18 protein-coding genes are annotated in these 14,258 nt (G+C 60.4%); 5 read left to right on the plus strand and 13 right to left on the minus strand.

The window, feature by feature from the left end; genetic code table 11:
* Window positions 1-59: 59 nt before the first annotated feature.
* Window positions 60-275, minus strand: coding sequence for a 30S ribosomal protein S21 (gene rpsU / locus DTA24_RS03775; RefSeq protein ID WP_001144069.1), 216 nt, complete (start codon window positions 273-275; stop codon window positions 60-62).
* Between the two features lie 237 nt (window positions 276-512).
* Between rpsU and tsaD the strand changes: the two genes are divergently transcribed.
* A complete protein-coding gene (gene tsaD / locus DTA24_RS03780; RefSeq protein WP_008806537.1) occupies window positions 513-1,526 on the plus strand; it encodes a tRNA (adenosine(37)-N6)-threonylcarbamoyltransferase complex transferase subunit TsaD in 1,014 nt (337 codons plus the stop codon).
* A gap of 44 nt (window positions 1,527-1,570) precedes the next feature.
* Here tsaD and DTA24_RS03785 read toward each other — a convergent pair whose 3' ends face one another.
* The 8 genes from DTA24_RS03785 to DTA24_RS03820 form a co-directional block, all read right to left on the minus strand.
* Window positions 1,571-3,178, minus strand: coding sequence for a purine-cytosine permease family protein (locus DTA24_RS03785; protein WP_032731264.1), 1,608 nt, complete (start codon window positions 3,176-3,178; stop codon window positions 1,571-1,573).
* A gap of 152 nt (window positions 3,179-3,330) precedes the next feature.
* Window positions 3,331-3,948, minus strand: coding sequence for an urease accessory protein UreG (ureG, locus tag DTA24_RS03790; RefSeq protein WP_002916877.1), 618 nt, complete (start codon window positions 3,946-3,948; stop codon window positions 3,331-3,333).
* A gap of 8 nt (window positions 3,949-3,956) precedes the next feature.
* Window positions 3,957-4,631: an urease accessory protein UreF gene (locus tag DTA24_RS03795; RefSeq protein WP_008806535.1), complete on the minus strand. Its 675-nt coding sequence runs from the start codon at window positions 4,629-4,631 to the stop codon at window positions 3,957-3,959.
* 1 nt (window position 4,632) lies between these two features.
* Complete coding sequence (gene ureE / locus DTA24_RS03800) at window positions 4,633-5,109, minus strand: urease accessory protein UreE (protein WP_008806534.1); 477 nt, start codon at window positions 5,107-5,109, stop codon at window positions 4,633-4,635.
* Window positions 5,110-5,118: 9 nt separating this feature from the next.
* Window positions 5,119-6,822 (minus strand): urease subunit alpha, encoded by a 1,704-nt coding sequence (gene ureC, locus DTA24_RS03805; protein WP_012540534.1) that lies wholly within the window; start codon window positions 6,820-6,822, stop codon window positions 5,119-5,121.
* Entirely contained in the window at window positions 6,815-7,135 is a 321-nt protein-coding gene (locus tag DTA24_RS03810; protein WP_008806532.1) for an urease subunit beta, read from the minus strand. Before DTA24_RS03810 ends, ureC begins: the two co-directional genes overlap by 8 nt.
* A 9-nt stretch (window positions 7,136-7,144) precedes the next feature.
* Window positions 7,145-7,447 (minus strand): urease subunit gamma, encoded by a 303-nt coding sequence (locus DTA24_RS03815; protein ID WP_002916871.1) that lies wholly within the window; start codon window positions 7,445-7,447, stop codon window positions 7,145-7,147.
* 9 nt (window positions 7,448-7,456) lie between these two features.
* Window positions 7,457-8,281, minus strand: coding sequence for an urease accessory protein UreD (locus DTA24_RS03820; protein WP_012540535.1), 825 nt, complete (start codon window positions 8,279-8,281; stop codon window positions 7,457-7,459).
* Here DTA24_RS03820 and DTA24_RS03825 point away from each other — a divergent pair.
* Entirely contained in the window at window positions 8,271-8,417 is a 147-nt protein-coding gene (locus DTA24_RS03825; RefSeq protein ID WP_012540536.1) for a hypothetical protein, read from the plus strand. The genes DTA24_RS03820 and DTA24_RS03825 overlap by 11 nt on opposite strands.
* Window positions 8,418-8,427: 10 nt before the next feature.
* On the opposite strand, the gene DTA24_RS28970 is transcribed toward DTA24_RS03825, so the two are convergent.
* Together DTA24_RS28970 and plsY are read right to left on the minus strand one after the other, a co-directional pair.
* A complete protein-coding gene (locus DTA24_RS28970) occupies window positions 8,428-8,523 on the minus strand; it encodes a hypothetical protein (protein ID WP_046881937.1) in 96 nt (31 codons plus the stop codon).
* Between the two features lie 155 nt (window positions 8,524-8,678).
* Window positions 8,679-9,296, minus strand: coding sequence for a glycerol-3-phosphate 1-O-acyltransferase PlsY (gene plsY, locus DTA24_RS03830; RefSeq protein ID WP_008806530.1), 618 nt, complete (start codon window positions 9,294-9,296; stop codon window positions 8,679-8,681).
* Window positions 9,297-9,403: 107 nt separating this feature from the next.
* Here plsY and folB point away from each other — a divergent pair, with 107 nt between their 5' ends.
* Window positions 9,404-9,787 (plus strand): bifunctional dihydroneopterin aldolase/7,8-dihydroneopterin epimerase, encoded by a 384-nt coding sequence (folB, locus tag DTA24_RS03835; RefSeq protein WP_004150923.1) that lies wholly within the window; start codon window positions 9,404-9,406, stop codon window positions 9,785-9,787.
* 197 nt (window positions 9,788-9,984) lie between these two features.
* A complete protein-coding gene (bacA, locus tag DTA24_RS03840; protein WP_008806529.1) occupies window positions 9,985-10,806 on the plus strand; it encodes an undecaprenyl-diphosphate phosphatase in 822 nt (273 codons plus the stop codon).
* Between the two features lie 11 nt (window positions 10,807-10,817).
* On the opposite strand, the gene DTA24_RS03845 is transcribed toward bacA, so the two are convergent.
* Together DTA24_RS03845 and DTA24_RS03850 are read right to left on the minus strand one after the other, a co-directional pair.
* Window positions 10,818-12,059, minus strand: coding sequence for a multifunctional CCA addition/repair protein (locus DTA24_RS03845; protein WP_008806528.1), 1,242 nt, complete (start codon window positions 12,057-12,059; stop codon window positions 10,818-10,820).
* A gap of 61 nt (window positions 12,060-12,120) precedes the next feature.
* The gene (locus DTA24_RS03850; protein WP_008806527.1) at window positions 12,121-12,741 is read right to left on the minus strand and encodes a TIGR04211 family SH3 domain-containing protein; all 621 of its coding nucleotides are present in this window, start codon (window positions 12,739-12,741) and stop codon (window positions 12,121-12,123) included.
* 214 nt (window positions 12,742-12,955) lie between these two features.
* Here DTA24_RS03850 and DTA24_RS03855 point away from each other — a divergent pair, with 214 nt between their 5' ends.
* Window positions 12,956-14,254, plus strand: a complete 1,299-nt coding sequence (locus DTA24_RS03855; RefSeq protein WP_022064948.1) for an inorganic triphosphatase — start codon at window positions 12,956-12,958, stop codon at window positions 14,252-14,254.
* The last annotated feature ends 4 nt before the right edge of the window (window positions 14,255-14,258 follow it).

The following is a 14,258-nucleotide window of genomic DNA, read 5'->3' on the forward strand; positions in this document are numbered from 1 at the left end:
CGGAAGCACGGCCTTACAACTACAACTCGGTCTGAATTGAGAGCGTCGCTCTCAACAGATTAGTACAGACGAGTACGGCGTGCGTTTTCGCGAGCCAGTTTCTTCGCGTGACGTTTCACTGCAGAAGCTTTAGCGCGCTTACGTTCGGTAGTCGGTTTTTCATAGAACTCACGACGACGAACTTCCGCCAGAACACCTGCTTTTTCGCAGGAACGCTTGAAGCGACGCAGAGCTACGTCGAACGGCTCGTTTTCACGTACTTTAATTACCGGCATGTGCCTCTCACCTTTGATTAATTCGGTTTGCCGCTGGCCGCAATGCCAGCTTATTTCAAAATGGTGCGGAATTTTACTGCAACTACTGCTGCTTTGTAAAGCACCGGCGCCTTTTTTGAAAGGGACTTTTATAAGGGTGAGGAGTATACACGAAGAGAGCACCAGGGGTGAGCAAAGTTTTACATCGCCGGTCATTGGACCTACACTGCGCGGTATTGAAGCGAGGTAAAACAACTCATGCGTGTACTGGGCATTGAAACATCCTGCGATGAAACCGGCATCGCGATTTATGACGACCAGCAAGGTCTGTTAGCCAACCAACTGTATAGTCAGGTGAAACTGCATGCGGACTACGGCGGCGTGGTGCCGGAGCTGGCATCGCGCGACCACGTGCGCAAAACGGTGCCGCTGATCCAGGCGGCGCTGAAAGAAGCCGGTCTGACGGCGAAAGATATCGACGCCGTCGCCTATACGGCGGGTCCTGGCCTGGTCGGCGCGCTGCTGGTCGGGGCGACCGTTGGCCGGTCGCTGGCCTTCGCCTGGAACGTGCCGGCGATCCCGGTACACCATATGGAAGGGCACCTGCTGGCGCCGATGCTGGAAGATAACCCACCGGCGTTCCCGTTCGTCGCGCTGCTGGTTTCCGGCGGCCACACCCAGTTGATTAGCGTCACTGGTATTGGTCAGTATGAACTGCTGGGCGAGTCGATTGACGATGCGGCGGGCGAAGCCTTTGATAAGACGGCGAAACTGCTGGGACTGGATTATCCCGGCGGGCCGATGCTGTCGAAAATGGCCGCTCAGGGCACCGAAGGCCGCTTTGTCTTCCCGCGGCCGATGACCGACCGCCCGGGGCTCGATTTCAGCTTCTCAGGCCTGAAAACTTTCGCCGCCAACACCATTCGTAATAATGGCGACGATGAGCAAACCCGCGCCGACATCGCCCGGGCATTTGAGGATGCGGTCGTCGATACGCTGATGATTAAATGTCGCCGCGCGCTGGAGCAAACCGGCTTTAAGCGTCTGGTGATGGCGGGAGGCGTGAGCGCCAACCGTACCCTGCGGGCGAAGCTGGCGGAGATGATGCAAAAACGCGGCGGCGAGGTGTTCTACGCCCGCCCTGAGTTCTGTACTGACAACGGCGCGATGATCGCCTACGCCGGCATGGTGCGTCTGCAAACCGGCGCCAAAGCCGAGCTCGGCGTGACGGTTCGCCCGCGCTGGCCGCTGGCCGAGCTGCCTGCCGCCTAACGCATCCTGAAACAGGCCGACGTCACGTCGGCCTGCCTTTCTGACTACTCCATACTTTTACACAGCGAGCAGATGGCTCCCTGATGCTTGTGTGAGTGCATCACATCCGGGCGCTCGTACTCTTCCTCACAGCTAACGCATTGATACACGGTGGTGGAGGCGTTCCCCGCCGCGTCATAGCGCGGCTCGGCGATGCCGTCATCCACCTGCTTAATATAGTAGCGCCCGCGGGTAAGGATCCCCATCAGCGGGGTCATGACAAAGGCGACGACCAGCGCAATCAGCGGCGAGAACGGCGCCAGCGTCGCGCCCAGCAGGCCGAAGAAGGCGCAGATCGACAGCCCGGCGGCCAGACCAAAGGAGACCACGCCTACCGGGTTAACGTTGTAGATCATGCCGCGACGATACTCCGGCTGCGCCGGCGCCAGCTTGAGCAAGCCTTTATTAAAGGTGATGTCGGTCGCCACCACCACGACCCAGGCGATGGCGAAGTTGGAGTAAAAGCCGAGGATCCACGACAAGGCGCTGAACATATCGCCTTCCATCAGCGCCAGGGCAATCGCCAGGTTGACTACCACAAAAATAATCCGTCCCGGATAGCGTTTGGTGGTGCGGGTCCAGGCGCTGGTCCACGCCAGCGAGCCGGAGTAGGCATTGGTGACGTTAATTTTGATCTGCGAGATCACCACCAGCACCACCGCCAGCGTCAGGGCCAGCCAGCCGGGCACCAGGTTATCGAAGACGCTGACGAACTGCTGCACCGGTTCGGTATTGTGCACCGCCGGGAAACGGGTCAACAGATAGAAGCCGAGGAAGGCGCCGATGATCTGTTTGATCGCGCCTAACACCACCCAGCCCGGGCCGGCGGAAAAGACCGCCAGCCACCAGCTTTTACGGTTCTCCGCGGTCTTAGGCGGCATAAAGCGCAGGTAATCAATTTGCTCGCCAATCTGCATGATCAGCGACAGGCATACCCCGGCGCCGAGCATGATGGCGGTGATATCCACCGTCGACGCGCTGTTTTTACCGGCGAAATGCAGGAAGCCGTCCACCAGCTGCGGATCTTTGACAATCAGCCACACCACCGGCACCACCATCAGCACCAGCCACAGCGGGGTGGTCCATACCTGCAGGCGGGTCAGGGCTTTCATGCCATAGACCACCAGCGGGAGCACCATCAGGGTGGCGATCAGATACCCCATCCACAGCGGGATCCCGAGGCCCACCAGCAGCCCCTGGGCCATGATCGAGCCTTCGAGGGCGAAGAAGATAAAGGTGAAGCCGGCAAAAATAATGCTGGTGATCACCGAGCCGAAATAGCCGAAGCCGGCGCTACGGGTGATCAGGTCAAGGTCAATGTTGTAGCGCGCGGCGGTGATCGCCAGCGGAATGCCGGTGAGGAAGATCACCAGCGCCGCCACCAGGATCGAATAGATGGCGTTGCTGGTGCCCCAGGCCATACCGATGCTGGCGCCGATGGAAAAGTCGGCCAGGTAGGCGATGCCGCCCAGCGCCGTGACCGCGACGACGCCCGGTCCCCAGCGGCGGAAGCTCAGCGGGGCATAACGTAAGGTGTAATCTTCTAAGGTTTCCCGGGAGCCGGAAGTCCGCGTTGTCGCAGGTAATTCAGGGTTGAGATCCAGTGATGACATAGTCATTCCTTAATGGTTAGGCATGACTTGAATTAGCAAACCTTATGCCATATTGCAGGGCAGGCGTGGCGGGGAGGATGGTGCAGGGTGATAGAAGAGAGAGCAGGGGCTGCACCATCCGGACGCGCCTGCGCCCGGCTGGTGCAACAGGCCTATTTGCCGAGCATGCCTTTGTCTTCAAGGAAGGCGATAATGGTGCTCAGGCCGTCGCCCTGCTTCAGGTTGGTGAAGGTCCATGGGCGATCGCCGCGCATACGCTGGGTATCGCTTGCCATCACCTCCAGCGACGCGCCCACATAGGGGGCAAGGTCGGTTTTATTGATCACCAGGAAATCGGATTTGGTGATCCCCGGTCCGCCTTTGCGCGGGATCTTCTCCCCTTCGGCCACGTCGATGACGTAGATGGTCAGATCCGCCAGCTCCGGGCTGAAGGTGGCGCTCAGGTTGTCGCCGCCGCTTTCCACGAAGATAAGGTCGAGGTTACCGAACTTTTCACTCAGCGCTTCCACGGCGGCGAGGTTCATTGAGGCATCTTCGCGGATCGCCGTATGCGGGCAGCCGCCGGTTTCCACACCGACGATGCGTTCAGGCGCCAGCGCGCCCGCTTCGGTGAGGATGCGCTGATCTTCTTTGGTATAGATGTCGTTAGTGACCACCGCCAGCTGCCAGGTATCACGCATCGCTTTGCACAGCGCTTCCAGCAGAGCGGTTTTACCGGAGCCGACCGGGCCGCCGACGCCGACGCGCAGCGGGTGTTTATAAGAGTTCATGGCTTCTCCTAGGAACGGAATAATCGGGAGTATTGGGTTTCATGCCGGGCCGAGGCGATAGCGGCGAGCGGGGTGGCCGATCCGATATCGCCGTCCGGCGCGGCCAGCGCGCGGGGCATCTCGGCCGCGTAGTGGTCGCAAAGACGTAAAATTAGCTGCTGGGCGGCCTGCTGACCGAAGGGCACCAGCTTGACGCCGGCCATCACGGCGCTCTCAATCCAGCTGTAGCCCAGGCTGAGGGCCATCTCGGGCAGCGCGATGCGCCAGCGCACGCCGAGCCAGGCCATCCCGGCGAGCTGGCTTTGCTGGCACAGCGTGCGCCACGCCGGCGGACAGTCCGGCTGCCAGTCGCTCAGCAGACGGGCAAACGCCGCGCCGCGGTTGCGCTCTTCCTCCCGCAGTTCACGAGTTTCCCGGCAGGCCAGCAGATAGGCGGTCCAGCGCTGGGCCGCAGCGATATCGCCTTGTTCGCAGGCGCGGTACAGGCGGGCGAACAGCGGCAGGTCAACGGTAAAAAAGCCTTCCGTCATCTGGCGTCGCTGCCAGCGCTCGAAGGCCGCGACGTCCGGCACCCAGCCGGCTTCCACAGCCCACTCCAGCCCCTGGGACCAGCTGTAACCGCCTATCGGCAGGTTGCTGCTGGCCAGCTGCATCAGCCGCAGGCGTTGTTCCGCTGTCGACATGCTAGTGGCTGTGAGCGTGGTGGGCATGATGAGCATGATGATGACCGTGGCTTTCGCTGGCGTAAGCGCCGGCTTCCGGCTCGAACGGCAGCTGGCCAAAGGTCACCGTCAGGCCGAACTGGCGCAGCATATCGTCCAGCACGTGATCGTGATGGTAGCGCAGCTCGCCCGGCATGATCTGCAGCGGCACGTGACGGTTGCCGAGGTGGTAGCAGGCCTTCGCCAGCATAAACGGATCGTCGCAGCGCACTACCGACACCCCTTCATCAGCGGCAATCACCTGCACAAACTCGGTGCCTTCTTCGTTGCTGAGCACATCGCCGCCGCGCAGCAGCAGGCCGCGGGGCAGCAGCAGACCGGCTTCCCGGCCATCGTTGAGGGTGACCTTAACCCGGCTTTTGACGCGAACGTCAATCGGCAGCGTAACGCTGGCGGTCGCGGCGGCGGGGGTCTCCAGACGTTGAGTTAAATAAAGCATCCGCTCTCCTTAAAACAGAAAATATCGTTGCGCCATCGGCAGAACGTCTGCCGGCTCGCTGGTGATGAGTTCGCCATCCACCCGCACCTCATAAGTCTGCGTGTCGACGGTGATGTTAGGCTGCAGGCTGTTGTGCACCATGTCGGCTTTCTGCACCGTACGGCAGCCTTTTACCACGGCGATCGCGCTGCGCAGGTTCAGCCGTTCGGCAACGCCGTTGTCCGCCGCCGCCTGCGACAGGAAGGTGAGGCGGCAGTGATGGCGGGCGCTGCCCAGGGCGCCAAACATCGGACGGTAGTGCACCGGCTGCGGGGTCGGAATCGAGGCATTGATATCGCCCATCGGCGCGATGGCGATCATGCCGCCTTTGATCACGGTGGCCGGTTTCACACCAAAGAAGGCTGGTGACCAAACCACGAGGTCCGCCAGCTTACCCACCTCAATGGATCCGACTTCGTGCGCGATGCCGTGGGTCAGCGCCGGGTTGATAGTGTATTTGGCGATGTAGCGCTTCACACGGAAGTTGTCGTTATCCCCGGTCTCTTCCGCCAGCGCTCCGCGCTGCACCTTCATGCGGTGCGCCACCTGCCAGGTGCGGAGGACCACTTCCCCGACGCGACCCATGGCCTGCGAATCGGAGGAGGTGAGCGAGAAGGCGCCGAGGTCGTGCAGCACGTCTTCCGCGGCGATGGTTTCCCGGCGAATGCGCGATTCGGCAAAGGCCACGTCCTCAGCAATGTCCGGGTCCAGATGGTGGCAGACCATCAGCATATCGAGATGTTCATCGATGGTGTTGAGGGTGTAGGGCAGCGTTGGGTTGGTGGACGACGGTAAAATGTTCGGGTGGGCGCAGGCGGTGATGATGTCCGGCGCATGGCCGCCGCCGGCCCCTTCGGTATGGAAGGTGTGAATAGTGCGCCCGCCGATGGCGGCGAGGGTGTCTTCCACAAAACCGGACTCATTGAGGGTGTCGCTGTGCAGGGCGACCTGAATGTCCATTTCATCGGCGACGGTTAACGCACAGTCGATCGCCGCCGGCGTGGCGCCCCAGTCCTCGTGGATTTTCAGGCCAATGACGCCCGCCGCCACCTGCTCGCGCAGGGCATCCGGCTGAGAAACGTTGCCCTTGCCCAGCAGGCCGATATTGACCGGCAGGCTGTCGGCCGCCTGCAGCATGCGTGAGATATACCACGGGCCCGGAGTACAGGTGGTGGCGTGGGTGCCTGCGGCCGGGCCGGTGCCGCCGCCGACCATGGTGGTCACGCCGGAGACCAGCGCCTCTTCCGCCTGTTGCGGACAGATCCAGTGAATATGGGTATCGATCCCGCCGGCGGTGACGATCTTGCCTTCGGCGGCAATCACTTCCGTCGCGGCGCCGATGGGGATGGTGACGTTGGGCTGGATATCGGGATTGCCGGCTTTGCCGATGGCGAAGATCCGGCCGTCCTTCACGCCGATATCGGCCTTGACGATTCCCCAGTGATCAACGATCAGCGCGTTGGTGAGCACCAGGTCGACACAGTCGGCGGCCAGCATCTGTCCCTGACCCATCCCGTCGCGGATCACTTTGCCGCCGCCGAATTTGACCTCTTCTCCGTAGGTGGTCAAATCATCTTCCACCTCGATCCACAGCTCGGTATCGGCCAGGCGCACCTTGTCGCCGACGGTGGGGCCGAACATATCGGCATAGGCCTGGCGTGAAATATTACTCATCGTTTGCCTCCAGAGGGCCCATGACCTCGCCGCGGAAGCCGAAGACAGCGCGGTGACCGGCGAAGGCCACCAGCTCGACCTCGCGTTTCTGGCCGGGTTCAAAACGTACCGCCGTGCCGGCCGGGATATTCAGGCGATAGCCAGTGACCTGCTGACGGTCGAACTTCAGCGCCGGGTTGACCTCGGCGAAATGGTAGTGCGAACCGACCTGAATCGGTCGATCGCCGTGGTTCTCAACGACCACGCGGCAGGTCGCCCGGCCGGTATTCAGGGCTATCTGACCGGGCTTAACGTGATATTCACCGGGGATCATGGCGCTACCTCAGATTATCGGGTTGTGAACGGTGACCAGCTTCGAACCGTCCGGAAAGGTGGCTTCGACCTGGATATCCGGGATCATTTCCGGGACGCCCTCCATCACCTGCTCGCGGGTCAGGACGTGACGGCCTTCCTCCATCAGTGAGGCCACGCTTTTGCCGTCGCGGGCGCCTTCCATAATAAAGGCGCTGATGAGGGCCACGGACTCCGGATAGTTGAGCTTCAGGCCGCGGGCCAGGCGGCGTTCCGCCACCAGCGCGGCGGTAAACAGCAACAGCTTGTCTTTTTCTCGGGGGGTCAGTTCCATAACGTTCTCTTAAGTCAGCCAGATTCGGGGAAGTACGGGGGATTTGCCGGTGAGATGAGGGCGCAGAAACTGCCAGACGTCGCGCATCACCTGTTGGCAAATCAGATTATCGTCACTGAGGAAACGCACCGTCAGCAGGCGGTCGGTCAGGCTGGCGCCAGCGTAGAGACCGAGCGGCGCCAGCGCGTCGCGCACCCCGTCGAGCAGGGCATCGGTAGCCGGATAGCACAGCAAAGTGCCGACCCAGGGACATTCGGCGACGCTGGACAGCTCTCCCTCCTGCAGGTGCAGGCGCTCAACCAGCAGCGGTATCTCATCCACCCACACTTCCAGCCGGTTGCTGAGGGTGCCGTGGCTGAAGGTTTCACCAATCACCGGGCGGCCAAGGCAGAGCAGATCCCAGGCCAGCAGCGTGCTGGAGGCGCAAAGATGAAAGGTGGTGGACAGCCGGGCATTGGCCCCGGGAAAGAAGATGGCATCCTGCGGGAGCCACTCCAGGGTCGCCTGCGGGGCGAGGGTCAACTGCTGGCGCAATAGCGCTTGCGCACCGCTGCTGCGGTAAAACTTGCTGGCGCCAGGCATGGTTATCAGCGTATGGCAGCCGGGGTCAAGGTGGGCGCTAATTGTCAGCTCATCACCGCCGACGATGCCACCGGGCGGGTGAAGCAGATAGAGGTGACAGGTCTCTTCTTCCGGGTAAAACGGGCGCTGGACGGTCAGCGGGCCGACGTGTTGGGCGCTGGCGAGAACGGTCTTGCCTCCGGCCTGCTGAAAGCGGAGATCCAGCGTAGCCTGCCAGCCTTTTTTGAGTGGTGGTAACACGGTGCCGTGCAATGTTGCGCCCCTGCAAAATCAAGATAAAACAGCAGCAATGAGTATTGATCGGCGGGAGTTTATCCCGGTCATACGAAACGCTTATGTCATTCGTTACCCGGCGCGTCGCGACGGGCGCGAGGGGAAAGCGGTATAACCGCTCCGGATTATTCACCCGGATAATCTTTGCCGTCAATATCCTTATCCGCTGACTGGCCGCGGCGGATAAGGCGGGAGGGCGGGCCCGTCCCCGATGCCAGCAGGCGGCGGAACTTTTGCTTTTAGTTGCCGATAACGCGTTGTTATAAAAGGGGGATGCGGCGATTACCGCGTATCATGACGACGTGGAGCAAAAGTGCGGGTGAGATGGGCAAACAGGCCCGGGGATCCTCCCGGCAGACGGGGCCGGGAGGGGAGATTATTTCTGCTCTGGCGCTTTTTTCTTCTTCATCCGGGTCCAGATTTTGCTCTCCTGGCGGCGCCACAGACGCTGAATGTTGTCGTGATGGCGCAGGAGGATCAGGCAGGAGAGCATCGACACCGGAAAAGTGTACTGCGGTTTAAACCACCAGACGTAGAAAGGCGCGATAAGCGCGCTGACGATAGCGCCAAGGGATGAGTAGCCGCTGAGCAGGATGGTCAGCAGCCAGGTACCGGCCATCACCCCGGTCAGATCGAGACCGATGGGGGCGATAGCGCCGAAGGCCGTGGCGACGCCTTTACCGCCGCGGAAATGAAAGAAGACTGGCCAGATATGGCCCACGCAGGCGGCAATCGCCACTAACCCCAGCCAGAACGGCGTAAGGCCCAGCGCCCAGGCGCCCCACACCGGGAGCATGCCCTTCAGCACATCAAAAATAAGTACCGCTACGGCCGCCCCTTTTCCGCCAATTCGTAGTACGTTAGTGGCCCCGGGGTTGCCTGAGCCGCTGTCGCGTGGGTCGGGCAGGCCAGCAAGGCGACATACCAGAATGGCGCTGGAAATGGAGCCGCAGAGGTAGGCGAGGAGTACCAGTCCAGGCGCGATTGCACTCATAACGCTGTTCCGTTTTGAAAATGTCGTTGTATTCTCTGCATCTGTGGATAATACGCATAATTCGCCGGAAGTGGTATCCGGTTTAGCTAAAAAGCAGGCAGGGCGTGATGGATATTGTATTTATAGAGCAACTTTCGGTAATCACCACCATTGGTGTTTATGACTGGGAACAAACCATTGAGCAGAAGCTGGTGTTCGATATCGAAATTGCATGGGATAACCGCAAGGCGGCCGCCAGCGATGATGTCAGCGACTGCCTCAGCTATGCTGATATCAGCGAGCGAGTGATCGCGCATGTGGAGGGGGGAAAATTCGCGTTAGTGGAGCGGGTGGCGGAAGAAGTGGCCGACCTGCTGCTGGAAACATTCCAGTCGCCATGGGTGCGTATTAAAGTCAGCAAACCTGGCGCCGTGGCCCGCGCGGCAAATGTCGGTGTGATTATTGAACGTGGCCTTAATCTGAAACAAAACTTTTCAGGTCATACTTGTTAAACAAATTGCGTTTATACCGGTCATAGCATCCGGTCATCAGGCAATTTTACTGGCGATGTCCTTCCAGAACGGTGGACGAATCCGTGTGTACTTCCTGTACGCTGCGGATTACGCGCGCTCTGGCTGTCGGGTTGCGCCTGTTGATCGATAATGTGTTCCTGGTTTTTTTCATTTTACTTTTTAAAGGGTTTAATTGAATGAGCGATATACACTCGCTGCTGGTGGCGGCAATATTGGGTGTGGTTGAGGGGTTGACAGAGTTTTTACCTGTTTCCAGTACCGGTCATATGATTATTGTTGGTCACCTGCTGGGGTTTGAAGGTGATACGGCAAATACCTTTGAAGTGGTTATTCAGCTAGGCTCGATACTCGCCGTAGTGGTGATGTTCTGGCGTCGTTTGTTCGGTCTGATCGGCATCCATTTCGGCAGGCCGCCGGAGCATGAAGGCAAAGGCAGCGGTCGCTTGTCGCTTATCCATATCCTCCTCGGCATGATCCCCGCGGTGGTGCTGGGGCTGATTTTCCACGACACCATTAAATCCTTATTTAACCCGGTAAACGTGATGTACGCCCTGATTGTCGGCGGCGTATTGCTGATTGCGGCGGAAGTACTCAAGCCGAAACAGCCGCGCGCGGTCGGGATTGACGATATGACCTATCGTCAGGCGTTTGTCATCGGCTGCTTTCAGTGTCTGGCGCTGTGGCCGGGGTTCTCGCGCTCGGGGGCGACTATCTCCGGCGGCATGCTGATGGGCGTCAGCCGCTACGCGGCGTCGGAGTTCTCTTTCCTGCTGGCGGTACCGATGATGATGGGCGCCACCGTGCTGGACGTCTACAAGAGCATCGGCTTCCTGAACATGGGCGATGTGCCGATGTTTGCCGTCGGCTTCGTGATGGCGTTTATCGTGGCGCTGATTGCGATTAAAACCTTCCTGCAGCTGATCAAGCGGATCTCGTTTATCCCGTTCGCTATCTACCGCTTTATCGTGGCGGCAGCCGTTTACGTGGTCTTCTTCTAAGACCAGTGCCCTCAGCCTTGCGGCTGGGGGCAACGCTGTTCCTTCCACTGCGCCACCGCAGCAATTCTCCGCCGCGTCAGCTCTTCGCGAATTTCCGCCCCTTTAAAGCCCGCCGCCACGACCTCTTTGGTGGAGACAGACTGCGCCACTTCCCAGGCCTCCAGAAGCAGGCGCCCTTGCGGGTAATCGCTGGCCTCGAAACCGGTGCGTCCGCGGACGTCGGCTTCGCTGGTGAGGGCGATCTGCTGCACGCGCTGCGGTTTGCGCCAGGCGTCAATGCTGTCGAAGAGTTTGACGAGGGTTTTCGGCTGCAGGATCGGCAGGGTGTGGATCAAGTCATGGTACTCCGCCACCAGTTTCGCGAGATCGCGGATATCGTTTGGCACCCGCAGACGCGCGCAGATCTGTTCTACCAGCTTGACGCCCGCCGGGCCATGGCCGTGGTGACGCGGCCAGAGCGCTTTCGGCGTCAGTCCTTTACCGAGGTCATGACACAGGGTGGCGAAACGCACGTCGACATCCGGCGACAGCATCGCGGCCATCGTGACGGTCATCAGGGTGTGCAGGCCGGTATCGATTTCCGGGTGCCACTTCGCCGGGGCCGGCACGCCGTACAGCGCGTCAATTTCCGGAAACAGCACCTTAAGAGCCTGGCAGTCGCGCAGCGTCTGGAAAAAGACCTGCGGATTGCGGGTGGTTAACGCGCTTTCCGTCTCTTTCCACACCCGCTCCGGCGTTAAATGCGCCAGCTCACCGGCCTCAACCATCGCATGCATCAGGGCCTGGGTTTCTTCGGCAATGCGAAAGCCCAGATGCGCATAGCGGGCAGCAAAGCGCGCCACACGCAGCACGCGCAGCGGATCTTCGCTAAAGGCGGGAGAGACATGGCGCAGCAGGCGCAGGCGAAGATCGTTTTGCCCGCCGTAGGGGTCGATGATCGTGCCATCGGCATCCTGGGCGAGGGCGTTGACCGTCAGGTCGCGGCGCAGCAGATCGGCTTCGAGGGTCACGTCCGGGGCGGCATAGCAGGTAAAACCGGTATAGCCCGCGCCGGATTTGCGCTCGGTACGGGCCAGGGCATACTCCTCCCGGCTTTGCGGATGGAGGAACACGGGAAAGTCGCGGCCTACCTGTTGGTAGCCCGCGTCAAGCATCTGTTGCGGGGTGGCGCCCACCACCACCCAGTCTCGGTCTTTGACCGGCAGCCCTAATAGCGCATCGCGCACCGCACCGCCGACCAGATAGCTCTTCACGCCCGATTCTCCCGTATCTGTTTTTCGCAAGATGATACGTAAGTCTGGCAGAGAAGACGAATTAGTTCATCCACCGGTCTTTACGTTTGCGGCTTGGCACCAGATGCGGCAGCACCAGACCCAGCAGCAGACCGACGCCGAGCACGCCGCCGCCGTACATGAACCACTGCATGATAATGGTGCGCTGTTTGTCATCAAGCTGCAGATTCGCCGCATTCACCTTCTTCTGCGCGACCACCAGCTCGTTTTTCAACTTCTGGTTCTCGTCCTTCAGCGCGTTAATCGCGCTGTCGCTGCCGGCGACTTTCTTCTGCATATCCGCCGTACGCTGGTTCCAGGTGGCGTCGATGTTGTTCAGCTTATCGGTCAGCGTTTTGACCTGGTTTTCCAGATCCGGGACGCGGGTGCGCAGGCTGGGCTCATTGCTCAGCTCTTTCAACGGGATCCAGGCGGTACGGCCATTGCTGTCGCGGACCTGCGCGTAACTGGTGCTGTCGTTCGTTTGCAGCACCGACACTTCTTCCCCGGCGTTGATGGTGCCGACCAGACGATAATTATCGCCCGGGCCGCTGCGAACCCAGGTGTTCAGCTCATCGGAAACGTAGCGCTTTTCTTCTGCGTGAACCGCCGTAGCGGCGCTAAGCGCGAGCAAAGTAAAAGTAATCAGGCGTAATTTTGGCATCAGGTCATCGTTTGGTCATAAAAAGTGGAACGATAGTAGAGGCATCGCCAGAGCGACGCAAAGTTTTCCACCACAATCGGAATCATCCAGGAGGTGGCCCGGCAAAAAGCGCGTTGCATGGCGATTCGCCGCAAAATACTATCTACTGACAAAAAATATCGTCGTAAGTTCGCCGCAATTTGTCGGCGCAGCACAGAAGCGGAAGAATTCAGTCATGGCTCAAGAAATCGAACTCAAGTTTATCGTCGCTCAGAATGGGGTAGAGACGCTGCGCGAGCAGCTCAATGCGCTCGAGGCGAAACATACGCCTGCGGGCCAGTTACTGAACATTTATTACGAAACCGCCGATAACTGGCTGCGTCGTCACGATATGGGGCTGCGCATCCGCGGCGACCAGGGGCGTTATGAAATGACGCTGAAAATAGCCGGCCGGGTGGTAGGGGGGCTGCACCAGCGTCCGGAATACAATATCCCACTGGATAAACCGGAGCTGGCGCTTGAGCGCCTGCCGGCGGAGGTCTGGCCGCAAGGCGAGCTCCCGGCCGCGCTGGCGGAGCATGTCCAGCCGCTGTTCAGCACTGATTTTGCCCGTGAACGTTGGGTGATACAGGAAGGGAATAGTGAGATTGAGATCGCCCTCGATCGCGGCGAAGTGAAGGCTGGCGAACATCAGGAGCCGATCTGCGAACTGGAGCTGGAGCTGCTTGCCGGGGAGACTGCCGATCTGCTGCGCCTTGCGCACCGTCTGCTGGAGAGCGGCGTCCTGCGTCAGGGGAGCCTGAGCAAAGCCGCGCGCGGGTATCATCTGGCGCAAGGCAATGGCGAGCGTCCCGTCACCTCGCTGACGGTGCTGGCGGTGGCGGCGAAGGCCAGCGTGGAGCAGGGGCTGGAGGCGGCGCTGGAGAGCGCCCTGGCGCACTGGCTGTATCACGACGAAGTATGGCTGCGCGGCAATGCGAAAGCCAAAGCGGAAATCCTGCTGGCGTTAGCCCGCGTGCGCCATACCCTCGTGCTGTTCGGCGGCATCGTGCCGCGTAAGGCGACCACCCAGCTCCGCGCGTTGCTGAACGACGCCGAAGCCGTTCTGCTGGCCGCGGACACCGCCGACGAGGCGTTATTCCGCACCGAGGTCGTCGGCGCCAAACTGGCCCTGACTGAATGGCTGGTCCAGCGCGGCTGGCGTCCGTTCCTCAACGAGGCAGGAGAGAAAAAAATAGCCGGATCGTTCAAACGGTTTGCCGATATTAACCTCTCGCGGGTGGCGGCCGAGCTGCGCGGCGCCGTGCAGCATCTGGCGGTTGAAGATGCCGCCGACCAGTTGCCGAAGCTGTCCCGTGACATCGACAGCGTCCAGCTGCTGGCGGGCGCCTATGGCGACGCCGTCGCGCCGTGGCTGGAGAACTGGCAGGAGCTTCACCGTGCAATAGCACATGACGATCGCAGCGTCTTTGAATATTTCCGTCGCCAGGCGCTGGCTGCCGAGCCGTTCTGGCTGCATAGTGGAAAACGATAATTTC

The organism is Klebsiella sp. P1CD1 (assembly GCF_003790505.1).
GTDB lineage: Bacteria > Pseudomonadota > Gammaproteobacteria > Enterobacterales > Enterobacteriaceae > Klebsiella > Klebsiella variicola.